Consider the following 21,614-nt stretch of genomic DNA (forward strand, 5'->3'; position numbering starts at 1 on the left):
TTCAGGCGATGTCGCGGGGTAACCAGAAAAACATGACGACGCAGAATATCGTCAGACCGATACAGAACCAGGTGAAGCGTCGCAGGCGACGCTCGCCAGCCAGCGCCGCCTCGGCCGGCAGCGGCATGCCGCACTGGCGACATTCGCTTTGATTGGCGGGGTTGGTGTGTTGGCAATACAGGCAGGTGGGTTGTGCGCTCATTCGAAATGTTCCAGGCGCAGGCGATCGAGAATGGCGATCTGGCGACCGTCCTGGGTGATGATTTTTTCATCGATCAGCCGGCGGATGATCCGCGAGAAGGTTTCTGGCTGGATCGACAGGTGTCCGGCGATCAGTTGCTTGGCCATGGGCAGCTCGAACTGGCTGTCCACGGTTTGCAAGCGCACCAGTTGTGTCAGCAGGTAGCGCACCACGCGGTGGGTGGCGTTTTTCAGCGACAGGGTTTCAATCTCGTTGACCCGTTGGTGCAGGCGCACACAGAGCTTGCCGAGCAGGGCGAAGGTCAACCGGCTGTTACTTTGCAAAAGACGCATGTACGTGGCATTGGACAGGCGATACAGCTGGGTTGGCCCAACGGCCTCTGCGCAAGCGACGTAGTTCGGCGTGTCCATCAGCATCATGGCTTCAGCGAAGGTCTGGCGCTCGCCGATCACCTCGAAGACTTTTTCCTGGCCGTCCGGCGTCAACCGGTAGATTTTCACCGCGCCGGAGATCACGAAGTAAAACGCCTGCGCCGGTTCGCCTTGGCGGAACAGCGGTTCGCCCCTGTCGACATTCAGCAATTGGCTGGTACTCATCAGTTCGTCGAGCTGTTCTTCGTTCAACGGTTCGAACAGGTGATGACTGCGCAGAATCTGGTGATGAACACGGTGAAGCACCATGGCATGAGTCCTTGTATGGCAGGGAAATGAATCGGATTCAGACGAGGCTCAGGGACAGGCCGCTGGCCAGACCCACGACGCAAGAGAGCAGGACGAACCAGGCGAGTGGCAGCGCGACGTATTTCATGGATAACCCCGGCAAAAAAAAGTCTGTGCCCTGCCAGAGCAAGAGACGGGCCATGCCCGCAACCGTTGATTTGCGGGGCCGTACGGTGAGATGGGTATAAATGACCCTGTACTGTTAGGGTGATAATCACCATGACAGGGTTATATTTACCCGGTTGATGGCCATTTGTGGGAGCGAGCCTGCTCACGATGGCGGCTTATCAGTCAGCGGAGATATCGAGCTGACCGGCCTCATCGCCAGCAGGCTCGCCCCTTCAGGGGATAAACAGACGGTTTATTGAGTGGGGCGGTGCACCCTCGAACAGTTTCGGCAAGCCCCTTGCAAGTACCTGGGTGAGGCAGGCTGGCTTGATCTGAGACAAGGCCCGCCGGTGCCGATAGCTGATCATTCGAACCCTGATTGTTGACCCCTCACCGCTGGCCCGTCCCGCGCTGAGGTAAAGGAGTGGTGTATGCAAGTGCTTGACCGTCGCAAGGCCATGGCCATCCTGCCGTTGTGGCGGCTGGCGTTTCGGCCGTTCTTCCTGGCCGGGTGTGTGCTTGCATTGTTGGCCATACCGTTGTGGCTGGCGGCGTTTACTGGAAGGCTGTCGGCCTGGCAACCGGCCGGCGGCTGGTTGGCCTGGCACCGTCATGAACTGCTGTTCGGCTTCGGCCTGGCAATCATCGCCGGGTTCTTGTTGACGGCGGTGCAGACCTGGACAGGTACTCCGGGGCTCAGTGGCAAACGTCTGACGGCGCTGGCGCTGTTATGGCTGGGCGCGCGACTGGCCTGGCTGGCAGATGCGCCCTGGCCATTGCTGACGGTGCTGGAGCTGGGTTTCGCCCTGGCGGTTGCGGCGTTGATGGGCATTACGTTGTGGCGCGTACGGCAGAAGCGCAATTACCCGATTGTGCTGGTCTTGCTGCTGTTGGCCGCCGCTGATGGGTTATCCGTATACGCTCTGGTGCAACATGACGAGGGCTTGCAGCGCCAAAGCGTGCTCACCGGCCTATGGCTGGTGGCGGCGATGATGGGGCTGATCGGCGGGCGGGTGATTCCTTTCTTTACCCAGCGCGGTCTGGGCCGGGTAGAAGGCGTTGCCCCCTGGCCGTGGCTCGATCGTCTGTTACTGGCGGGGTCGGCACTGGTGGCGCTGCTGTATGCCTTCGGCCCGGCGCTGTCGACCAGCCTCTGGGTCGGCCTGTTGTTCGCCGCGCTGGCGGTGGGGCACGGGGTGCGACTGGTGCGCTGGCATGATCGGGATTTGTGGCGGGTGCCGCTGCTGTGGTCGCTGCACCTGGCCTACGCCTGGCTGGCGCTGGCTTGCCTGGGCATGGCGCTGTGGCATTTCGGCGTCGCGCTGAACCCGAGCCTGGCGGTGCACAGCTTGTCCATCGGCGCCATGGCCGGGTTGATCCTGGCGATGATCGCCCGCGTCAGCCTGGGCCATACCGGGCGAGCCTTGGAACCGCCGGCCGGCATGACCCTGGCGTTCGTCCTGCTGAACCTGGCATGCCTGAGCCGAGTGCTGCTGGTGCTGCTGTTCCCGTTGGCCGCGCTGTGGCTGGCGGGGCTGTGCTGGACCCTGGCATTTGGACTCTACGCCTGGCGTTATGGGCCGATGCTGTTGCAGGCCCGCGTGGATGGGCATCCAGGATGAGCCGAGGGGATCGATGATGTATGGGGTTTTGCTAGTCATTCATCTATTGGCGGCTATCGCTTTTATCGGCACGTTGTTTTTCGAGGTTTTTATCTGGCATGCCGCCCGCAGGCCTTTGGCCGAAGGCGTCAAGGACGCCGCCGACCCGGCTATCGCCAAGCGTTCGCGGCAGGTGTTGCACGGGGTGGTGCTGGTGCTTTACAGCGCCGGCATCGCGCTGGCCTGGCAGCATCGCGGTGCATTGAGCCAACCTTTGAGCAACAGCTTCGGCCTGTTGCTGAGCCTGAAGATCCTCCTGGCCTTGAGCATCATCGGCCATTATTTGTGGCTGGCGTACTGGCTCAAGAGCGGGCGGCTGACCCCGGACCGCGCCTGCTGGCTGCGTCGCAGTATCCTGGGACACATGGTGCTGATTGTGGTGTTGGCCAAGGCGATGTTCTATTGGCAGTTTTGAGCAGGAATGAGAGCCACAAACGGCTGTGGGAGCAAAGCTTGCTCGTGATGGCGCAATGTCAGTCGGTATCAATGTTGACTGATCCAGCGCTATCGCGAGCAAGCTTTGCTCCCACAGGGGTAATGGCAATGTTTGAGAGTCAGCGAACGGGTTTCATCGCATTGACGAACAACACATTGTTTTCCAGATGGATGTGCTGCATCAGGTCATCACGAAACTCCACCAGCCCGCGATACAGGGCGCGCCAGGTGTTGCAGGCATCGGAGGGCGGGGTGATCTGGTCGGTCAGGGCAAGCATGGTTTCCAGCGCTTCACCGTGCTGGTCGTGTTCGTAGCGCAGTACCTGGATGGGGGCCGAGGCCCGATCACCCAGGCCCTGTTGCAGCATCGGGAACAGCACCTGCTCCTCCTTGAGCATGTGGCCTTCGAGTTCCTGATACATGTCCTGCAAGTGATCGGCCAGGCCGACGGGGCAACTGGCCCGGGCGCCATGGACCATCTCGACGCGGCGGGCCAGACGGATCAATTCCGGCAGCTGTTCGCGGTGACGGGCGTGGTAGCGTTCCAGGATGTGGGCGATCAACAGCGCCTGGGGTTCGTCGCGCCAGTCATGGCCCAGTTCCCCAGCGGCCTGCAGGGTGCGCAGGGCATCGGCGATCAGCAGTGGGTTCAGGCCCTTGCCCAGCGCTGCTTCGCGCAAGGATTTTTGCCCGCCACAACAGAAGTCGAGGTTGTAGTGATGGAAGGTACGGGTGGCACCGGGAATGTCGCAGGCCAATTGGCCGAGGCTTTGTTCCAGCAGATCGAGGCTCATCATGTTTCCTTGGGTTGAATCCCGGGAGGGACAGATGAGCGAACTTTGCAGCCGACGTGCCAGAATTAACTGCCTGAAAATTAACGGATAAATATTTACCAGGGTGATTCTCACCCTGGCTGCAAGGGGTCAAACGAACCCTGGAGGGTAATCACTACCATGCTGCGTGAAAGCCTGGCCGCCGACCTGATCGTCGAGTTGCCCAATGCCGTTCGATTGCAACGCCTGGTACAGACCCTGCGCGAATACTTCAACAGTGGCGCCGTAGGCTTGTTGCGCCTGGACGATGACAGCCTCAGGCCCGTCGCCACCGTAGGCCTGGTGCATGAAGCGCTCGGCCGTCGGTTCGTGATCGCCCAGCATCCGCGTCTGGCGGCGATCATGGCGTCGCGCGAACCTACCTGGTTTGAGCCCGACAGCCGCTTGCCCGACCCTTATGACGGCTTGCTCGATAACCACGTCGGCGAACCGCTGCCGGTGCACGACTGCATGGGCGTGAGCCTGTACGTGGAAGGGCGGCTCTGGGGCGCGATCACCCTGGATGCGCTGCATGCTGGCACCTTCGACAGCCGCGCAAGGGAAGAACTCAAACGGTGCACCTTGCAGATCGAAGCGGCGGTGCGGGTGACCCGGCTCGAGCAGGAAAACCGCAGCCTGCGCGCCTCGCGCAGTGATCTGCCGGATGTCCGTCGGCCGGCCGAGGAGGGCGAGATCCTTGGGCGCAGCGAGGTGCTGGATCAACTGCTCAACGAGCTGGACGTATTGGCCGACTCCGAACTGCCGGTGCTGCTGCTGGGAGAAACCGGTGTCGGCAAGGAGTTGTTTGCGCGTCGTTTGCATCGCTTGTCCCGGCGCAGTCACAAGCCGCTGGTGCAGGTCAATTGCGCAGCCTTGCCCGAGTCCCTGGCCGAAAGCGAACTGTTCGGCCACGTCAAAGGGGCATTCTCCGGCGCTACGACTGACCGCGCTGGGCGTTTCGACGCGGCCAATGGCGGCACGTTGTTTCTCGACGAGGTGGGTGAATTGCCGTTGAGCGTGCAGGCCAAGTTGCTGCGCACCCTGCAAAACGGCGAGATCCAGCGCCTGGGTGCTGACAAGCCGCTGCACGTCGATGTGCGGATCATCGCCGCCACCAACCGCCACCTGCCGGACAGCATTCGCGATGGGCTATTTCGCGCCGACCTGTATCACCGGCTCTCGGTCTACCCGGTGCCGATCCCGCCGTTGCGCGAACGCGGTAGCGATGTGCTGATGCTCGCCGGGCATTTCCTCGAGTTGAACCGCACGCGCCTGGGCTTGCGCGGCTTGCGCCTGTCACCGGCCGCTGAACAGGCGCTGCTGGCGTACTCCTGGCCGGGCAATGTGCGGGAGCTGGAGCACGTGATCAGTCGCGCGGCGTTGAAGCAACTCAGCCGCGGGGCCAGTCGCAGCCTGATCATGACCCTGGAGCCGCAGGTGCTGGACCTGGACGTCAGTGCCAGCGGATCCACGACCCACGCGACACTTGAACAGTCTCCAGAGGTCGCCGATGTACCGTTCCAGCCGCTGAATGAAGCTGTCGACACTTGCCAGCGCCAGGCGATCCTCAAGGCCCTGGAGCATTGCGGGCAGAACTGGGCCGGTGCGGCGCGGCTGCTGGAGGTCGACCCGAGCAACCTGCATAAACTGGCGCGGCGGTTGGGGCTCAAGTAGCCGGCGACCTATTAGACCGAGTCGTCTTCATCGCGAGCAGGCTCGCTCCCACAGGGAACTCCATAGGCCCAATGTGGGAGCGAGCCTGCTCGCGATGGCATCGGCACGTTCAACACAAGATCCGCCATTGACAACGATCAAGGCCTGCCCTCGCGACAGAACCCACACTGGAGCAAATCCATCGTGGAGATCATCGTCATGCCCCTTTCCCTGGCCAAAATGCGTCGTCAGTACACCCTGGACGGGTTGGATGAAGCCCAGGCACCGGACGATCCGATGGTTCTGTTCGGATTATGGATGCAACAAGCCCGCGACACCGAAAGCCCGCCGGTGGAAGCCAACAGCATGACCCTGGCGACCGTGGACGAGCAGGGCCGGCCGCACTGTCGGGTGCTGCTGCTCAAGGGGTTCAGCGATGAAGGTTTCACATTTTTCGGCAACTACGACAGTGGCAAGGGACGGGACCTGGCGATCAATCCGTGGGCGGCCATGACGTTTTTCTGGCCGGGGCTGGAACGGCAAGTGCGGGTTGAAGGGCAGGTCCACAAGCTCGATTCCGGGCTATCGGATGCCTATTTCATTTCCCGCCCCCTGGCCAGTCGTCTTGGTGCCTGGGCCTCGCCGCAAAGCCGTGAGCTGGAGGATCGGGCCGCCCTTGAGGCGTTGCTGACGCAGACCGAACGGCGGTTTATCAATCAGCCAGTGCCGCGTCCCGAACACTGGGGCGGCTACTGCCTGAGGCCTGAACGGCTGGAGTTCTGGCAAGGCCGCGCCGACCGTCTGCACGATCGCCTCGACTACCGCCTGCAAGAAGGCGCCTGGCAGCGTAGCCGACTGGCACCGTAAACGCCGAGGGAGGTACCTCTATCGGGGAATAGGCCCGGCCCCGATTGCGGTTCAGGCTGGGCCATCTTTTTTTTAAAGGACGGCTGACCATGGCCCATCTGACGCAACGCCACTTTCAACCGCTGAATATTGCGGTGCTGACCATCAGCGATACCCGTAGCTTCGAAACCGATACCTCCGGGCAAACCCTCGCCGATCTGCTGCAAACCGCCGGGCATGTGCTGATCGACCGTGGGCTGGTGAAGGACGATATCTACCAGATCCGCGCCCAGGTCTCGCAGTGGATCGCCGCCCCTGAAGTGCAAGTGGTGCTGATGACCGGCGGCACCGGTTTTACCCCCCGCGATAACACCCCCCAGGCGGTGCTGCCGCTGCTGGACAAGCAGGTGGACGGGTTCGGCGAACTGTTCCGGCAGGTGTCACTGGCAGAGATCGGCATGTCCAGCCTGCAATCACGGGCATTGGCGGGTATGAGCAACGGCGTATTGGTGTGCTGCCTGCCGGGTTCGCCGGGCGCGTGTCGCACCGGTTGGGAACAGATCCTGGTCGGTCAACTGGACAGCCGCACCGGCCCGTGCAACTTCACTCCCCATCTCAAGCCGCAGCCCGGCGTTGTCGTTGAGCCTTGCGGGACGCGCTCATGAGCAGCGGCGCGTGTGGCAGCGTCTGTGAGAGCGGCGCGCTGATGCCGGTGGATGAAGCCATCCGCTACCTGCTGGATCAGGCACCGCTGCCGCCTCCGGTGCAACGGGTGGCGCTGGACCAGGCCCTGGGCCGGGTGCTGGCGACAGACATCCGCAGCCCCATGAACTTGCCTGCGTGGGACAACAGCGCCATGGACGGTTATGCCCTGCGGGCCGCTGACCTGCCAGCCGCCGGAGGTTATCTGACCCTGGCCGGGCGCATTGCCGCCGGACAGGCATCCAATAATCCGCTGCAGCCCGGGCAGGCCGTACGGATTTTCACGGGCGCGCCGCTGCCGCCGGGGGCAGACACCGTGGTGCCCCAGGAAAGCTGTCGGGTAGCAGGTGAGCGGGTCTGGTTGCCACCGGTCAATGACGGCGACCATGTGCGCAAGGAAGGCGAGGAAGTGCGCCGAGGAGACCTGTTGCTTCGTGCCGGCAAGCGCTTGCGGGCCCAGGAGCTGGGGTTGCTGGCCGGTGCCGGGATTGCGCGAATGGAGGTCTATCGGCCGTTGCAGGTCGGTCTGCTCAGCAGCGGCGATGAACTGCGCGAACCGGGCGAAGCATTGGCGCCGGGGCAGATCTACAACAGCAATCGCCATAGCCTCGCGGCACTGCTGCGCGGCTGGGGCATGGAGGTGCATGACTACGGCGCCATGCCCGACAAGCTGCTCGCCAGTCGCCAGGCCTTGAGCCTGGCGGCGGCCGAGTGTGATGTGCTGCTGACCTCCGGCGGCGTTTCGGTGGGCGAGGAGGATCACCTCAAACAAGCCATCGAAGCGCTGGGCAGCGTTGACCTGTGGCGCCTGGCAATCCAGCCGGGCAAACCGCTGGCCTTTGGCGAAGTCGCCGGCAAACCCTGGATCGGTTTGCCAGGTAACCCATCGGCGGCGCTGATTACCGCATTGATTGTCGTGCGCCCGTTCCTGTTCCGGGCCCAAGGCATGGACGAAGTATTGCCTATCTCATTGCAGTTGCCGGCCGGGTTTGACTGGCCAAAGCCCAACCGGCGGCGGCAGTACCTGCGGGCGAAACTGGTCCCCGGTGCCGATGGTTCGCTGTGTGTCGAGCTGCATCCCCAGCAAAGTTCGGCCATGTTGGCTGCCGCATGCTGGGCCGACGGTCTGGCCGTGGTCGAGTGCCAGGCGCACGTGCGCATGCTCGACAAGGTGATGTACTTGCCGTTCGCGAGCCTGATGCATTAACGGCAATTGATTGTCGTCAAGGTCGCCGCCGATGAGCTGACTAGACTGGCGGCGCTCCGAGTTTTCTCATGAGGATGCCCCATGCAACTGGTTTGCCCGGCAGGGAATCTGCCTGCCCTCAAAGCGGCGGTGCGCCAAGGCGCCGATGCCGTCTATGTCGGCTTTCGCGATGACACCAACGCCCGGCATTTCGCCGGGCTGAACATGGACGACAAACAGTTCGACGCGGCGGTCGCGCACATCCGCCAGCACCAACGCAAACTCTATGTGGCGGTCAACACCTACCCACAACCCAAGGGCTGGGAGCGTTGGCAGCGCGCGGTGGATCGCGCCGCCGATCTGGGCGTCGACGCCCTGATCGCCGCCGACCCCGGGGTGCTCGGCTACGCCAGCCAGCGCCACCCACAACTGGCCCTGCATCTTTCGGTACAAGGTTCGGCGACCCATGCCGCGGCGCTGGCTTTTTACGCCGAGCGCTACGGCATTCGGCGTGCGGTGCTGCCACGGGTGCTGTCCCTGGCCCAGGTGCGGCAGGTAGCAGCAGCGAGCCCAGTGCCGATCGAAGTCTTCGGTTTCGGCAGCCTGTGCATCATGGCCGAGGGCCGTTGTCACTTGTCCTCTTACATCACCGGTGAGTCGCCGAACCTGTGCGGCGTGTGCTCACCGGCCAAGGCAGTGCGCTGGAGCGAAGACGCCGACGGCCTGAGCGCACGCTTGAGCGAGGTGCTGATCGATCGCTACACCCCTGACGAGCCGGCCGGTTACCCGACCCTGTGCAAGGGCCGCTTCCTGGTCGGCGGCAAGCGCTTCCATGCCCTGGAAGAACCCACCAGCCTCGACACCCTGGACCTGCTGCCGGAGCTGGCGGCCATCGGCGTCGAGGCAGTGAAGATCGAGGGCCGCCAGCGCAGCCCGGCCTACGTTGAACAAGTGACCCGGGTCTGGCGCGCCGCACTGGATGCCCACCGGGCTGCGCCGCAACGATTCCGGGTGCGGGAAGAATGGCGCCAGGTGTTGGCCGGTTTGTCGGAAGGCAGCCAGACCACCCTGGGCGCTTACCATCGATCATGGCAATGAGGGAGGCCAGATGAAACTCAGCCTGGGACCGGTCCTGTTTTACTGGGACAAAGCGCAACTGGGGAATTTCTACGCCGAGATGTCGGCCTTGCCGCTGGATGTGATTTACCTGGGGGAAACCGTGTGCTCAAAGCGCCGGGCATTCTCCCTGGATCAATGGCTGGGCCTGGGGCGCGAACTGCAAGCGTGCAGCCAGGCACAGATTGTGTTGTCGAGCCTGACGCTGATCGAAGCGGCCTCGGAGCTGTCGTCCTTGCGTCGGCTGTGTGACAACGGCCAATTGTTGGTGGAAGCCAATGACATGGGCGCGGTGCAGTTTCTCGCTGAACGCAAGTTGCCTTTCGTGGGCGGCCCGGCGTTGAACCTGTACAACGGCCATGCCCTGGGGCAATTGCTCGACAGCGGCATGATTCGCTGGGTACCACCTGTGGAATGCTCGGCGGCGCTGATCGGCGATGTGCTGGAGCAGGTGCGGGAAATGGAACGCGAGGTCCCCGAGGTGGAGATTTTTGCCTACGGCCACTTGCCCCTGGCTTATTCGGCACGCTGCTTCACCGCCCGGGCCGAAAACCGGCCCAAGGACGACTGTCAGTTCTGTTGCATCAACTATCCCGACGGCCTGGCGTTGAGCAGTCAGGAGGGCCAGCAACTGTTCACCCTCAATGGCATTCAGACGATGTCCGGTGAGGTGACCAATCTGTTGGCCGATTACCCCGCGCTGATGGCCAGTGGCGCCGACGTGCTGCGTCTGAGCCCGCGCGCCCAGGGCATGGCCGAGGTGGTCAGGTCCTTCGACAACGTTCGCCAGGGCGAGGCACCACCGCTGTTTGTGGCCGGTTGCAACGGCTATTGGCACGGTCATGCCGGTATGTTGAAAGTTGAGGAGGCGGGCCTGTGCTGAGTCGAAAAAAATGGTTGCTCAAAGGCGCTGACCGGGTGCTGCCGCTGGTGGGCAAGGTGCCGTTTGTCGTACAGCGCCTGGCGTTGCAGCAGGCGCTCAACCGTTGCCTGGCCGAGCCGCTGCGCGATGGCGGGTTCGAGGTGTTGCGCGGGCGTTGGCTATGCCTGCGGGTGCCGGACCTGAAGTTGTGCTGGTACCTGACGCTGTCGCGGGATGGACTGCGCATTGCCGAACAAGCCGAAGCCCAGGTCAGCATCAGCGGCAACTGGCGTGAATTTCTCTTGCTCGCCAGTCGGCAGGAAGATCCCGACACGTTGTTCTTCCGGCGACGCCTGGTGATTGAGGGCGACACCGAATTGGGGCTGGCGCTGAAGAACCTGATCGACAGCCTCGACCCGGAGGTCTTGCCGCCCTGGTTATGGCGCAATCTGGAACGGGCGGGCAAGGGATTGGCGGCGGCCTGATGAAAGCTCCAGGCTCACTGCCCCTGGTGTACTCCTGTTCCGGTTGTTCCAACGTGGCGCAACTGGCCAACACCGTCGCCCTGCGCCTGGACCGCGCCGGCCTGGCCGAGATGTCCTGCATCGTCGGGGTCGGCGGGCATGTGCCGGCACTGGTCAACAAAGCGCGCTCGGGGCGGCGGATCATCGCGCTGGACGGTTGTCCGTTGCAGTGCGTCCAGGCGTGTTTGCAGCAGCATGATCTGGAAGCGGATGTGCATGTGATTTTGAGCCAGTTGGGCTGGCGCAAGCGTTTCGGCGTCGATTGCACGCAAGAGGAGGGGGACGCGTTGTTTGAGCGGTTGATACCGATGATCGTTGAAAATGACACAGCAGATAGTGAGTCTGGCTGAGCCTGTGGCGAGGGGATTTATCCCCGCTGGACTGCGAAGCAGTCCCAATGCGCTGTGTCAGACAGTTTGAATAGGGGCCGCTTCGCGCCCCAGCGGGGATAAATCCCCTCGCCACAAGGGAATTGGGGCTGCGCGGGTTATTGCTGGTAAGCGTCCAGCTCATCTTCGGCCAGGATGCGAATGTTGCGCCGCTCCATGGCAATCAGGCCACCGTCTACCAGGCGATGGAGAATGCGCGAAAAAGTCTCTGGCTGGATTCCCAGCTTGGAGGCCACCAGGCGTTTGGACACCTGTAGCACCACCTGGCCGTCGCGCGGGTCGCGTTCCTGAAGCAGAAAGTTGATGACCCGCCGGCTGGCGCTGGCCAGGGTCAGGTTGTCGATGTCCTTGAGGCGCTGGTGCAAATGGATACTCATGCTCGCCAGGATCGCCAGGCAGACCTTCGGCTGGTCTTCCAGGGCCTTGCGGTAATGAGTGCCTTCGATACTCACCAGTACGCTGTCCTTGAGCGCCGACGCACTGACCGGGTAGCACCGGGCCTGGCTGAACAGCAGAGCCTCGGCGAAGGTCTGCCCGGGCTGGATGATTTCCACCAGGTTTTCCTGACCTTCACCGGTGACCCGGAACAGCTTGATCTGACCGCTGACCAGCAGGAAAAACCGCTTGGCCGGGTCGCCCTGGTGCATGAGCGTGCTGTTGCACTCCAGGCGTTTGAGCACGGCCAGGTTGCACACGTCTTCGAAGACCCGCTCCGGTAACTGGCTGAACAGGTGATGACGACGCAACAGTAAAACGATGGAAGGATGAGTCAGCATGGCGTACCTCCGCGTGCCGTCATGGTAGAACCCCACGCGCCCCCGGCCTATGCCTCCGCAGGCCTACCTCGGAAGAGGGAGGTGCGTCCCCGCTCAAACACAAACCCTGTGGGAGCGAGCCTGCTCGCGATAGCGGAGGGTCAGCTTGCAGGGATGTTGAATGTGCCGCCGTCATCGCGAGCAGGCTCGCTCCCACAGTTTTTTCGAGTCGTGCGCAGGCGCTGTATTCGCCTGAAACACCCTGTGGAAGCAAAGCTTGCTCGCGATAGCGGAGGGTCAGCTTGCAGGGATGTTGAATGTGCCGCCGTCATCGCGAGCAAGCTCGCTCCCACAGGAGGTGTGGTTTGCCGGGCTAGCCCACTCCGCGCAGATGCTCCATGGCCCAGACGGCGGCTTCGACCCGTGAGCGCAACCCCAGTTTGTGCAGCAGGTTTTTCACATGGACCTTGACCGTGCCTTCGGTGATGCCCAGCTTGTGGCCGATGACTTTGTTGCTGCAGCCGCCGGCGATGGTCTTGAGTACCTGGCGTTCGCGTTCGGTCAGTTCCACGTCGGCCTGGCGGGGAGGGGAGCGCAAGGCCTGGGCCATGACGCGGGTCAGGCCGGGGCTGATCACCAGCGCGCCGTTGAGGGCATCGCGGATGTACTGCACCAGCAACTCCGGCTCCATGTCCTTGAGCAGGTAACCGTTGGCATCCAGGCGCAGGGCATCGCGAATGTCGTCCTCGGCGTCGGATACGGTGAACAGCAATACCTTGCCGGTGTAATGCATGGCCCGCAGCCGGCGCAGGGTTTCGATGCCGTTCATTTGCGGCATGTTGTTGTCCAGCAGGACCAGGTCAGGTTTGAGCGGTTCGATCAGGGTCAGGGCTTCTTCGCCGTGGCTGGCTTCGCCGACGATGTGCAAGTCGTCTTCGAGTTCGAGCATTTGGCGGATCCCTCGACGCATCATTGGATGGTCGTCGACCAGCAGGAGGGTGTGACGCAGGGGGGCGTTCATGTTGCGAGACCTTCGCTGTGTTGGCCCAGGAATTCCGGTTGGAAATGCACCTGGATACGGGTGCCCTGGGGCGTTCGGGAGATAATTTGCAGTTGGCCGCGCAAGCTGCGGGCCCGTTCGTTCATGATGTTCAGGCCGTGGTGTTCGCGCTGGTCCACTTCGCCACTGAAGCCCCGGCCATCGTCTTCGACCGACAGTCGCACGGTTTCGCCTTCCTGGCGCAGTTCGAGCCAGGCGTTCTCTGCGTGGGCGTGGCGCAGGCAGTTGGAGAGCGCCTCGCGGGTGATCTGCAGGATATGAATCTGCTCACTGGCCGACAGCTCGAAGGCCAGGGTGTCGACGAACAGATGCACCCGGAAATCGCCCCGGCGGGAGAATTCATCAGCGGTGTCCTTGAGTTCCTGGACCAGCCCGTCGTCGTGGATCTGCAAGCGGAACGTGGTGAGCAGTTCGCGCAACTGCCGGTAGGCATTGTTCAGGCCTTCGCGCAGTTCGGCGGTGACGGTTTCCAGGGTTTGCACCGGTTCGCCGCGACGCATCAGGGTTTGCATGCGGCTGACTTGCAGCTTCATGTACGACAAGGCCTGGGCCAGGGAGTCATGCAGTTCGCGGGCGATGATCGTGCGCTCATCGAGCAACAGCAGGCGATGGTCCTGTTCGCGCTGGCGCTTGAGAGACAGCGAGGTGCCGATCAGGTTTGCCAGGGCCTGGATCAGTGCGGTTTCCCAGGGTTGCGCCGCGTGACCGTCGACAAAATGCGCCTTGAGTTCACCCAGTTCCGTGCCCTGGTTACTGATGCTGAACGTCTGCGGCCGGGCGCTGTGGTGTTTCTGGCAGGTGGCGCAATCGCTGCTGGCGCAGACCTCGCGGCTGTTGGCGCCATGCAGCGACAGCAGTTGCCGGGCGGGCGCCTGCAACTGGCCTTGCAGACACAGCGACAGGCGCAGGCCCGGCAGCCGCTGCTGGAACCGGCTGATCAGTTCATCCAGCCCTTCGGCATTGGCCTGCCGCGTGGCCAGGCTGCGGCTGCTCTGGTACAGCAGCTCCAGGGCGGCATTGGCCTGTTGCAGGTTCAGGGTCTTTTGCTGGACCTGATTCTCCAGGGTGCGATGGGATTGCTCGATGGTCTCGGCCATGGTGTTGAAGCTGGTCGCCAGTTGGCCCAGTTCATCCTCTGACTGATGGTTGACCCGCACCTGGAATTCGCCACGGCGAAAGCGCTGGGTGGCGTCCACCAGTTCCTGCAAGGGCGTGACCACACCGTACTGCAATTCATACAGACCGATCAGCAGGATGATCATGGTGGTGAACAGCGCCATGCCCTGGATCGTCTGTTGCCAGGCTTGCTTGTGCTCGCTCTGGCGTTGCAACAGGGTGACGAACTGGTCCAGTTGCGCAACGAAGGAAGCGGCACTGGCCTGGAAGAACGCCGAATCGCCGCGTTCGATGGCCGGGCGCAAGGTCTGGTTCCAACGCTGCATGAGGCTCTGATAACTCTGATGCAGGGAGGTCGCCGGTCCGTCTTCCAGCACGGCGCGCAAGGACGGGCTTTCGAGACGTCGTTGCAGGCTGTCGATGATCGCCGGGACATCGTCGCTGGCCCCGGCTGCCAGTTTCCAGCTCAGGTGATAGGTCTCCATACGCACGGAACCGGCGGTGTTGATGGCGGCCGCGTCGCCCTGGCTGAACCAGGCAATCAGACCTGCGCTCAAGGAACTGGCCAGGGCGAGGATGGCGATCAGGATCACCGCCAGCCCGGCGCGAGCGGGCAGGGAACTGCGCAGCCACCGCATCATCGAGACTGGCCCTGGAGGAAATTCTGCAAACCGAACATGGGGACGCCCTGGCGTTGGGGGGGTATAGCAGCCGATCCCGGGCGCACTACCTCTAAAGAGTTGTCGGCCGCTACGTTTCGATAAAAGCCACGGCCGAAATGTTCAAAGCCTTGATAAATAAAGGTTCTTATCAACTTCAGGCTCTACCCCCTAAGAGGTAGACGGCCCCAGCATAGGCCAGTACCGCCGGGACGCACGTTGACCCAGGTCAAGTTTTTACGGGGTAGGCATCACTAGGCTGCGCTCATCGAACTGACGGGGAGTGCATCGAGATGCGAGCGCAAGTGCAACAAGGGTTGGTACTGGGGATGAGTACCCTGGCCTTCACCGTGTGCTTCATGGTCTGGATGATGTTTGCCGTGCTCGGTGTTCCGATCAAGGAAATGCTGGCGCTCAACGAAACCCAATTCGGTCTGCTGGCCGCCACGCCGGTGCTGACCGGTTCCCTGGTGCGCTTGCCCCTGGGCCTGCTGACCGACCGCTTCGGCGGGCGCATCGTGTTCTTCCTGCTGATGCTCTCCTGTGTGCTGCCGTTGTACCTGATCACCCTGGCCACGGCTTTCTGGCAGTTCCTGGTGCTGGGCCTGTTTGTCGGGCTGGCCGGTGGATCGTTCTCGGTGGGCATCGCTTATGTGGCCAAGTGGTTCGACAAGCAGAATCAAGGCTTCGCCATGGGTGTGTTCGGCGCGGGCAACGCCGGCGCCGCGCTGACCAAATTCCTCGCTCCTGCCTTGATCGCCTTCGGTTCCTGGCACCTGGTGCCGAAGGTGTTCAGCGCCATTCTGTTCATCACCGCGCTGCTGTTCTGGTTTCTCACAACCGAGAAGAAGGAGCACAGCGGCACCGGCGGCGCCACGTTGCGCGAGCAACTGAAAACCCTGAAAGAACCAGCGGTGTGGCGCTACTGCCAGTACTACTCGATCGTGTTCGGCGGCTATGTAGCCCTGGCCCTGTGGATGACCAAGTACTACGTGCAGGAATACGGCTTCAGCCTGCAAAGCGCGGCGCTGCTGGCGGCCTGCTTCTCCCTGCCCGGTGGCGTATTGCGGGCCGTCGGTGGCTGGATGTCCGACCGCTGGGGCGCCCAGAGCGTGACCTGGTGGGTGTTGTGGGTCAGCTGGATCTGCCTGTTCCTGCTCTCGTACCCACAGACCCAACTGCAAGTGCAGACCGTCAACGGCACGGTGGATTTTCACATCGGCCTCAACGCCACGCTGTTCACCGTGCTGCTGTTCGTGATGGGCATCGCCTTCGCGTTCGGCAAGGCCTCGGTCTTCAAGTACATCGCCAACGACTACCCGAAAAACATGGGCGCGGTGTCCGGCATCGTCGGCCTGGCCGGCGGCCTGGGCGGGTTCGTGTTGCCGATCATGTTCGGCGCCCTGGTGGACCTCACCGGCGTGCGCTCGTCCTGCTTCATGTTGATGTACGGCGTGGTCTGGGTCTCCCTGACCTGGATGTACTTCAGCGAAGTTCGCAAGCGCCCGCTGCTGGGTAAACAGCCGCCGGCCAGCCAATCCCCGTTTTCCAGCATTGCCCAAGGAGAAGAACATGTCCGTTCTGCAAACGCCTGAAAAGGGCCCGGTCATTCATGACTGGCGTCCGGAAGACCCCGCGTTCTGGGGCAAGAGTGGCAAACAGACTGCCCGGCGTAACCTGTGGATTTCCATCCCGGCGCTGCTGTTGGCCTTCGCGGTGTGGATGGTCTGGAGCACGGTGATCGTGCGCCTGAACGCCATCGGTTTCAGTTTCAGCACCGACCAGTTGTTCTGGCTCGCGGCGTTGCCGGGCCTGTCCGGCGCGACCTTGCGCATCTTCTATTCGTTCATGGTGCCGATCTTCGGCGGTCGTCGCTGGACGGCCCTGAGCACTGCGTCGCTGCTGTTGCCGGCGCTGTGGATGGGCTTTGCCGTGCAGGATCCGGCCACGCCTTACAGCGTGTTCGTGCTGATTGCGCTGCTCTGCGGCTTTGGCGGCGGTAACTTCGCCTCGAGCATGTCCAACATCAGCTTCTTTTACCCCAAGTCCCAGCAGGGCACAGCCCTGGGCCTGAACGCCGGGCTGGGCAACCTGGGCGTGTCGGTGATGCAGTTCAGCGTGCCGCTGGTGATTTCCTTCGGCGTGTTCGGCTTCATGGGCGGCCAGCCGCAGGTACTGGCTGACGGCAGCTCGCTGTGGCTGCAAAACGCCGGTTTTATCTGGGTGCCGTTCATCCTCGCCGTGACCGTGATTGCCTGGTTCGGCATGAACGACCTGTCCAGCGCCCGCGCTTCGTTCAGTGAGCAGGCAGTGATTTTCAAGCGCAAGCACAACTGGCTGATGTGCTGGTTGTACCTGGCGACCTTCGGCTCGTTCATCGGCTTCTCCGCCGCGTTTCCGCTGCTGATCAAAACCTCGTTCCCGGAAGTCATCGCCCTGAAGTTCGCCTTCCTCGGTCCGCTGGTCGGTGCCCTGGTGCGGCCACTGGGTGGCTGGCTGGCGGACAAGCTCGGCGGCGCGAAGGTTACGTTGTGGAACTTCGTGCTGATGATCGCGATGGTGTTCGGGGTCCTTCATTTCCTGCCCCAAGGCGGCCAGGGCGGCAGCTTCTACGGCTTCCTGGGGATGTTCATGTTGCTGTTCGTCACCACTGGCGTGGGCAACGGGTCGACCTTCCGCATGATCCCGGTGATCTTCCGCACCCTGCATGAAAAAGCCAGCCGCGGCCAAAAGCCCGAGCTACGCGAACAAGCGCTCAAGAACGCCGGCAAGGAATCGGCCGCAGTGCTGGGTTTCAGCTCGGCCATGGGCGCCTTCGGCGCGTTCTTCATCCCCAAATCATTCGGCACTTCGATGGCCCTGACCGGCGGCCCGGAGATGGCCTTCTACATGTTCGTCGGCTTTTACCTGAGCTGCATCGTGGTGACCTGGTGGTGGTATGCCCGCAAGGGCGCCGCAACACCGTGCTAAGCCGAACCTAAACCTGCGTGGGCGGGGCGCAGACCCCGCGGAGCAAGCCTGAGAGGAACACACTGTGAGTCATTTACTGGATCAACTGCGGTTTTTCAACCGCAAGCAAGGCGAGTTTTCCGAGGGGCACGGCGAGACCCGCAAGGAGTCCCGCGACTGGGAGAACGTCTACCGCTCCCGCTGGCAGTACGACAAGATCGTGCGCTCCACCCATGGGGTGAACTGCACCGGCTCGTGCTCGTGGAAAATCTACGTCAAGAACGGCCTGATCACCTGGGAAACCCAGCAGACCGACTACCCGCGCACCCGTAACGACCTGCCCAACCACGAGCCGCGTGGCTGCCCTCGTGGCGCCAGCTACAGCTGGTACATCTACAGCGCCAACCGGCTCAAGTACCCGAAGATCCGCAAGCCATTGCTCAAGCTGTGGCGCGAAGCCCGGCAGACCCTGCCGCCCGTGGAAGCGTGGGCCAGCATTGTCGAAAACAAGGCCAAGGCCGACTCGTATAAAAGCAAGCGCGGCATGGGTGGTTTCATCCGTTCCAACTGGGAAGAAGTCAACGAGATCATCGCCGCCGCCAACGTCTACACCGTCAAGCAATACGGCCCGGATCGGGTGGTTGGCTTCTCGCCGATCCCGGCGATGTCGATGGTCAGCTACGCCGCGGGTTCGCGTTACCTGTCGCTGATCGGTGGCGTGTGCCTGAGCTTCTACGACTGGTACTGCGACCTGCCGCCAGCCTCGCCGATGGTCTGGGGCGAGCAGACCGACGTGCCGGAATCGGCCGACTGGTACAACTCCAACTACATCATTGCCTGGGGCTCCAACGTCCCGCAGACCCGTACCCCCGACGCGCACTTTTTCACCGAGGTGCGTTACAAGGGCACCAAGACCGTGGCGATCACCCCGGACTATTCGGAAGTCGCCAAGCTCACCGACCTGTGGCTCAACCCTAAGCAGGGCACCGACGCGGCACTGGCCCAGGCTTTCAACCATGTGATCTTCAAAGAGTTTCACCTGGACAAGCCCAGCGCCTACTTCACCGAGTACGCCAAGCGCTACACCGACCTGCCGGTGCTGGTGATGCTCAAGCCGATGCTCGGCGTGGCGCCGGGCTCCGGCTACCAGCCTGATCGCTTCCTGCGCGCCAGCGACCTGACCAACAACCTCGGCCAGGACAATAACCCGGAGTGGAAAACCATCGCCCTGGATGCCAGCGGTGAACTGGTTTCTCCCCAAGGCTCCATCGGCTATCGCTGGGGCGAAGAGGGCAAATGGAACATCCTGGCCCGTGAAGGCGGCGAGGGCCGTGAGATCGACCTCAAGCTCAGCCTGATTGGCGATGACGTGGCTGAAGTGGCCTTCCCGTATTTTGCCGGTGAAGCCCAGGAGTACTTCCAGCATGTGGCCGGTGACGCGGTGCAGTACCGCCGGGTGCCGGTGCACAACGTGGTGCTGGCCGACGGCAGCGTGGTGAAAGTCGCCACGGTGTTTGACCTGTCGGCGGCCAACCTGGCCATCGACCGTGGCCTGGGCGGCGCCAACGTCGCCAAGGACTACGACGACGCCTCGGTGCCCGGCACCCCGGCCTGGCAGGAGCAGATCACCGGTGTGAGCCGCGAGAAAGCGATCCAGATCGCCCGCGAATTCGCCGACAACGCCGACAAGACCCGTGGCCGTTCGATGATCATCGTCGGCGCGGCGATGAACCACTGGTACCACATGGACATGAACTACCGTGGGCTGATCAACATGCTCATGCTGTGTGGTTGTGTCGGCCAGACCGGCGGCGGTTGGGCCCACTATGTCGGCCAGGAAAAACTCCGTCCGCAATGTGGCTGGCTGCCCCTGGCCTTCGGCCTGGACTGGAACCGTCCGCCACGGCAGATGAACGGCACCAGCTTCTTCTACGGCCACAGCTCGCAATGGCGCCACGAGAAGATGAGCATGCACGACGTGCTGTCGCCTCTGGCGGATAAATCGCAGTTCCCTGAGCATGCCCTGGACTACAACATCCGCGCCGAACGCGCCGGCTGGTTGCCCAGCGCGCCACAATTGAACACCAACCCGCTGAACATTTGCCGCGATGCTGCTGCCGCCGGCATGGACCCGAAAGACTACGTGGTCAAGTCCTGGCAGGACGGCAGCCTGCGGTTTGCCTGCGAACAACCCGACAGCCCGGAAAACTTCCCGCGCAACATGTTCATCTGGCGTTCCAATCTGCTGGGGTCCTCGGGCAAAGGCCACGAGTACATGCTCAAGTACCTGCTGGGCACCAAGAACGGCGTGATGAACGAAGACATCGGCTTTGGTGGCGAATCCAAGCCGACCGAGGCTGAATGGGTCGACAACGGTGCCATCGGCAAACTGGACCTGGTGACCACCCTGGACTTCCGCATGTCCTCGACCTGCGTGTATTCCGACATCGTCTTGCCGACCGCGACCTGGTACGAAAAAGACGACATGAACACCTCGGACATGCACCCGTTCATTCACCCGCTGTCAGCGGCTATCGACCCGGCCTGGGAGTCGCGTTCGGACTGGGAAATCTACAAGGGCATCGCCAAGGCGTTCTCCGCCATGTCGGTCGGGCACCTGGGTGTCGAGAAAGACCTGGTCACCGTGCCGTTGATGCATGACAGCGTCGGTGAACTGGCCCAGCCGTTTGGCGGCACTGACTGGAAAAGCGCCGGCGTGGCGCCGCAACCGGGCAAGAACGCACCGAACCTGCAAGTGGTGGAGCGCGATTACCCCAACATCTACAAGCAGTTCACCTCCCTGGGCCCGATGCTGGAGAAACTCGGCAATGGCGGCAAGGGCATCAACTGGAACACCGACGATGAGGTGAAATTCCTCGGTGAGCTCAATCACCATGAGGTCGACGCCGGTATCAGCCAGGGTCGGCCGAAGATCGACAGCGCCATTGACGCGGCCGAAGTGATTCTGTCCCTGGCCCCGGAAACCAACGGCCAGGTGGCCGTCAAGGCCTGGGCGGCCCTGTCGAAATTCACCGGCATCGATCACAGCCACCTGGCGCTGTCCAAGGCCCACGAGGCGATTCGCTTCCGCGACATCCAGGCGCAGCCGCGCAAGATCATTTCCAGCCCGACCTGGTCTGGCCTGGAAGACGATCACGTCAGCTACAACGCCGGTTACACCAACGTTCACGAAGCGATTCCATGGCGCACCATCACCGGCCGCCAGCAGTTCTACCAGGATCACCCGTGGATGCAGGCGTTCGGCGAGCAACTGATGAGTTATCGGCCGCCGGTCAACACCCGCACCATCGAAGGCGTCAAGGGCAAGCGCAGCAATGGCGAGACCGAAATCGTCCTGAACTGGATCACCCCGCACCAGAAGTGGGGCATCCACAGCACCTACAGCGACAACTTGCTGATGCTCACCTTGAGCCGCGGCGGGCCGATCGTCTGGCTCTCGGAAATCGACGCCAAGCGCGCCGGTATCGAGGACAACGACTGGATTGAATGCTTCAACGTCAACGGTGCGCTGACCGCCCGTGCGGTGGTCAGCCAGCGGGTCAAGGAAGGCATGGTGATGATGTACCACGCCCAGGAACGGATCGTGAACGTGCCCGGCTCGGAAACCACCAAGACCCGTGGCGGCCACCACAACTCGGTGACCCGCGTGGTGCTCAAGCCCACTCATATGATCGGTGGCTACGCGCAACAGGCCTACGGTTTCAACTATTACGGCACGGTCGGTTGCAACCGCGACGAGTTCGTCGTGGTGCGCAAGATGTCCAAGGTCGATTGGCTCGACGGTTCCAGTGGCGATGATCTGCCGCGTCCACTGCCAACCGATATCGAGGAGAACTGAG

Annotated in this window: 20 protein-coding genes; 13 read left to right on the top strand and 7 right to left on the bottom strand. The window is 62.6% G+C overall.

The genetic code is table 11. The features are described from left to right. Position 1: 1 nt before the first annotated feature. The 3 genes from HQ912_RS14095 to HQ912_RS14105 are packed head-to-tail and all read right to left on the bottom strand — an operon-like array spanning position 2 to position 1,063. Positions 2-202, bottom strand: a complete 201-nt coding sequence (locus HQ912_RS14095; RefSeq protein ID WP_047225840.1) for a hypothetical protein — start codon at positions 200-202, stop codon at positions 2-4. Then, positions 199-882, bottom strand: coding sequence for a Crp/Fnr family transcriptional regulator (locus tag HQ912_RS14100; protein WP_047225841.1), 684 nt, complete (start codon positions 880-882; stop codon positions 199-201). The genes HQ912_RS14095 and HQ912_RS14100 overlap by 4 nt, the downstream gene beginning before the upstream one ends. 37 nt (positions 883-919) lie before the next feature. Beyond that, on the bottom strand, positions 920-1,063 hold the full coding sequence (locus HQ912_RS14105) for a hypothetical protein (RefSeq protein WP_172833795.1): 144 nt from the start codon (positions 1,061-1,063) through the stop codon (positions 920-922). A gap of 397 nt (positions 1,064-1,460) precedes the next feature. Between HQ912_RS14105 and HQ912_RS14110 the strand changes: the two genes are divergently transcribed. Next, positions 1,461-2,651, top strand: coding sequence for an NnrS family protein (locus HQ912_RS14110; protein WP_173406918.1), 1,191 nt, complete (start codon positions 1,461-1,463; stop codon positions 2,649-2,651). Positions 2,652-2,664: 13 nt separating this feature from the next. Beyond that, complete coding sequence (locus HQ912_RS14115) at positions 2,665-3,105, top strand: hypothetical protein (RefSeq protein WP_173406919.1); 441 nt, start codon at positions 2,665-2,667, stop codon at positions 3,103-3,105. Between the two features lie 139 nt (positions 3,106-3,244). On the opposite strand, the gene ytfE is transcribed toward HQ912_RS14115, so the two are convergent. After that, positions 3,245-3,919, bottom strand: a complete 675-nt coding sequence (gene ytfE, locus HQ912_RS14120; RefSeq protein WP_047225844.1) for an iron-sulfur cluster repair protein YtfE — start codon at positions 3,917-3,919, stop codon at positions 3,245-3,247. A gap of 159 nt (positions 3,920-4,078) precedes the next feature. Between ytfE and norR the strand changes: the two genes are divergently transcribed. The 8 genes from norR (at position 4,079) to HQ912_RS14160 (ending at position 11,176) form a co-directional block, all read left to right on the top strand. Further along, entirely contained in the window at positions 4,079-5,611 is a 1,533-nt protein-coding gene (gene norR, locus HQ912_RS14125; protein ID WP_047225845.1) for a nitric oxide reductase transcriptional regulator NorR, read from the top strand. A 198-nt stretch (positions 5,612-5,809) separates the two neighbouring features. Beyond that, complete coding sequence (gene pdxH, locus HQ912_RS14130; protein ID WP_047225881.1) at positions 5,810-6,457, top strand: pyridoxamine 5'-phosphate oxidase; 648 nt, start codon at positions 5,810-5,812, stop codon at positions 6,455-6,457. 89 nt (positions 6,458-6,546) lie between these two features. Then, entirely contained in the window at positions 6,547-7,101 is a 555-nt protein-coding gene (moaB, locus tag HQ912_RS14135; RefSeq protein WP_047225846.1) for a molybdenum cofactor biosynthesis protein B, read from the top strand. Continuing rightward, positions 7,098-8,345: a gephyrin-like molybdotransferase Glp gene (gene glp / locus HQ912_RS14140; protein ID WP_047225847.1), complete on the top strand. Its 1,248-nt coding sequence runs from the start codon at positions 7,098-7,100 to the stop codon at positions 8,343-8,345. Before moaB ends, glp begins: the two co-directional genes overlap by 4 nt. An 81-nt stretch (positions 8,346-8,426) precedes the next feature. Continuing rightward, the gene (locus HQ912_RS14145) at positions 8,427-9,422 is read left to right on the top strand and encodes a peptidase U32 family protein (protein ID WP_047225848.1); all 996 of its coding nucleotides are present in this window, start codon (positions 8,427-8,429) and stop codon (positions 9,420-9,422) included. Between the two features lie 10 nt (positions 9,423-9,432). Beyond that, entirely contained in the window at positions 9,433-10,323 is an 891-nt protein-coding gene (locus tag HQ912_RS14150; protein WP_047225849.1) for a U32 family peptidase, read from the top strand. After that, on the top strand, positions 10,317-10,787 hold the full coding sequence (locus HQ912_RS14155) for an SCP2 domain-containing protein (RefSeq protein ID WP_047225850.1): 471 nt from the start codon (positions 10,317-10,319) through the stop codon (positions 10,785-10,787). The genes HQ912_RS14150 and HQ912_RS14155 overlap by 7 nt, the downstream gene beginning before the upstream one ends. After that, a complete protein-coding gene (locus HQ912_RS14160) occupies positions 10,787-11,176 on the top strand; it encodes a putative zinc-binding protein (protein ID WP_076384509.1) in 390 nt (129 codons plus the stop codon). The genes HQ912_RS14155 and HQ912_RS14160 overlap by 1 nt, the downstream gene beginning before the upstream one ends. A gap of 137 nt (positions 11,177-11,313) precedes the next feature. On the opposite strand, the gene HQ912_RS14165 is transcribed toward HQ912_RS14160, so the two are convergent. The 3 genes from HQ912_RS14165 to HQ912_RS14175 form a co-directional block, all read right to left on the bottom strand. Next, positions 11,314-11,991, bottom strand: coding sequence for a Crp/Fnr family transcriptional regulator (locus HQ912_RS14165; RefSeq protein ID WP_047225852.1), 678 nt, complete (start codon positions 11,989-11,991; stop codon positions 11,314-11,316). A gap of 352 nt (positions 11,992-12,343) precedes the next feature. Then, on the bottom strand, positions 12,344-12,991 hold the full coding sequence (gene narL, locus HQ912_RS14170; RefSeq protein WP_047229176.1) for a two-component system response regulator NarL: 648 nt from the start codon (positions 12,989-12,991) through the stop codon (positions 12,344-12,346). Beyond that, positions 12,988-14,787 (bottom strand): HAMP domain-containing protein, encoded by a 1,800-nt coding sequence (locus tag HQ912_RS14175; RefSeq protein WP_047229175.1) that lies wholly within the window; start codon positions 14,785-14,787, stop codon positions 12,988-12,990. The genes narL and HQ912_RS14175 overlap by 4 nt, the downstream gene beginning before the upstream one ends. Before the next feature lie 311 nt (positions 14,788-15,098). Between HQ912_RS14175 and HQ912_RS14180 the strand changes: the two genes are divergently transcribed. From HQ912_RS14180 to HQ912_RS14190, 3 genes are all read left to right on the top strand, one after another. Next, positions 15,099-16,400, top strand: a complete 1,302-nt coding sequence (locus HQ912_RS14180; protein WP_047229174.1) for an MFS transporter — start codon at positions 15,099-15,101, stop codon at positions 16,398-16,400. Further along, the gene (locus tag HQ912_RS14185) at positions 16,378-17,775 is read left to right on the top strand and encodes a NarK family nitrate/nitrite MFS transporter (protein ID WP_047229173.1); all 1,398 of its coding nucleotides are present in this window, start codon (positions 16,378-16,380) and stop codon (positions 17,773-17,775) included. The genes HQ912_RS14180 and HQ912_RS14185 overlap by 23 nt, the downstream gene beginning before the upstream one ends. A 64-nt stretch (positions 17,776-17,839) precedes the next feature. After that, positions 17,840-21,613: a nitrate reductase subunit alpha gene (locus HQ912_RS14190; RefSeq protein WP_076384513.1), complete on the top strand. Its 3,774-nt coding sequence runs from the start codon at positions 17,840-17,842 to the stop codon at positions 21,611-21,613. Position 21,614 lies beyond the last annotated feature (1 nt).

The sequence above is a fragment of the Pseudomonas sp. MPDS genome, assembly GCF_013283895.1.
GTDB lineage: Bacteria > Pseudomonadota > Gammaproteobacteria > Pseudomonadales > Pseudomonadaceae > Aquipseudomonas > Aquipseudomonas rhizophila.

Coding starts and splice junctions, on each gene's coding strand:
- HQ912_RS14095 (WP_047225840.1), bottom strand. CDS start 202: ATGAGCGCACAACCCACCTGCCTGTATTGCCAACACACCAACCCCGCC.
- HQ912_RS14100 (WP_047225841.1), bottom strand. CDS start 882: ATGGTGCTTCACCGTGTTCATCACCAGATTCTGCGCAGTCATCACCTG.
- HQ912_RS14105 (WP_172833795.1), bottom strand. CDS start 1,063: ATGGCCCGTCTCTTGCTCTGGCAGGGCACAGACTTTTTTTTGCCGGGG.
- HQ912_RS14110 (WP_173406918.1), top strand. CDS start 1,461: ATGCAAGTGCTTGACCGTCGCAAGGCCATGGCCATCCTGCCGTTGTGG.
- HQ912_RS14115 (WP_173406919.1), top strand. CDS start 2,665: ATGATGTATGGGGTTTTGCTAGTCATTCATCTATTGGCGGCTATCGCT.
- ytfE (WP_047225844.1), bottom strand. CDS start 3,919: ATGAGCCTCGATCTGCTGGAACAAAGCCTCGGCCAATTGGCCTGCGAC.
- norR (WP_047225845.1), top strand. CDS start 4,079: ATGCTGCGTGAAAGCCTGGCCGCCGACCTGATCGTCGAGTTGCCCAAT.
- pdxH (WP_047225881.1), top strand. CDS start 5,810: ATGCCCCTTTCCCTGGCCAAAATGCGTCGTCAGTACACCCTGGACGGG.
- moaB (WP_047225846.1), top strand. CDS start 6,547: ATGGCCCATCTGACGCAACGCCACTTTCAACCGCTGAATATTGCGGTG.
- glp (WP_047225847.1), top strand. CDS start 7,098: ATGAGCAGCGGCGCGTGTGGCAGCGTCTGTGAGAGCGGCGCGCTGATG.
- HQ912_RS14145 (WP_047225848.1), top strand. CDS start 8,427: ATGCAACTGGTTTGCCCGGCAGGGAATCTGCCTGCCCTCAAAGCGGCG.
- HQ912_RS14150 (WP_047225849.1), top strand. CDS start 9,433: ATGAAACTCAGCCTGGGACCGGTCCTGTTTTACTGGGACAAAGCGCAA.
- HQ912_RS14160 (WP_076384509.1), top strand. CDS start 10,787: ATGAAAGCTCCAGGCTCACTGCCCCTGGTGTACTCCTGTTCCGGTTGT.
- HQ912_RS14165 (WP_047225852.1), bottom strand. CDS start 11,991: ATGCTGACTCATCCTTCCATCGTTTTACTGTTGCGTCGTCATCACCTG.
- narL (WP_047229176.1), bottom strand. CDS start 12,991: ATGAACGCCCCCCTGCGTCACACCCTCCTGCTGGTCGACGACCATCCA.
- HQ912_RS14175 (WP_047229175.1), bottom strand. CDS start 14,787: ATGATGCGGTGGCTGCGCAGTTCCCTGCCCGCTCGCGCCGGGCTGGCG.
- HQ912_RS14180 (WP_047229174.1), top strand. CDS start 15,099: ATGCGAGCGCAAGTGCAACAAGGGTTGGTACTGGGGATGAGTACCCTG.
- HQ912_RS14185 (WP_047229173.1), top strand. CDS start 16,378: ATGTCCGTTCTGCAAACGCCTGAAAAGGGCCCGGTCATTCATGACTGG.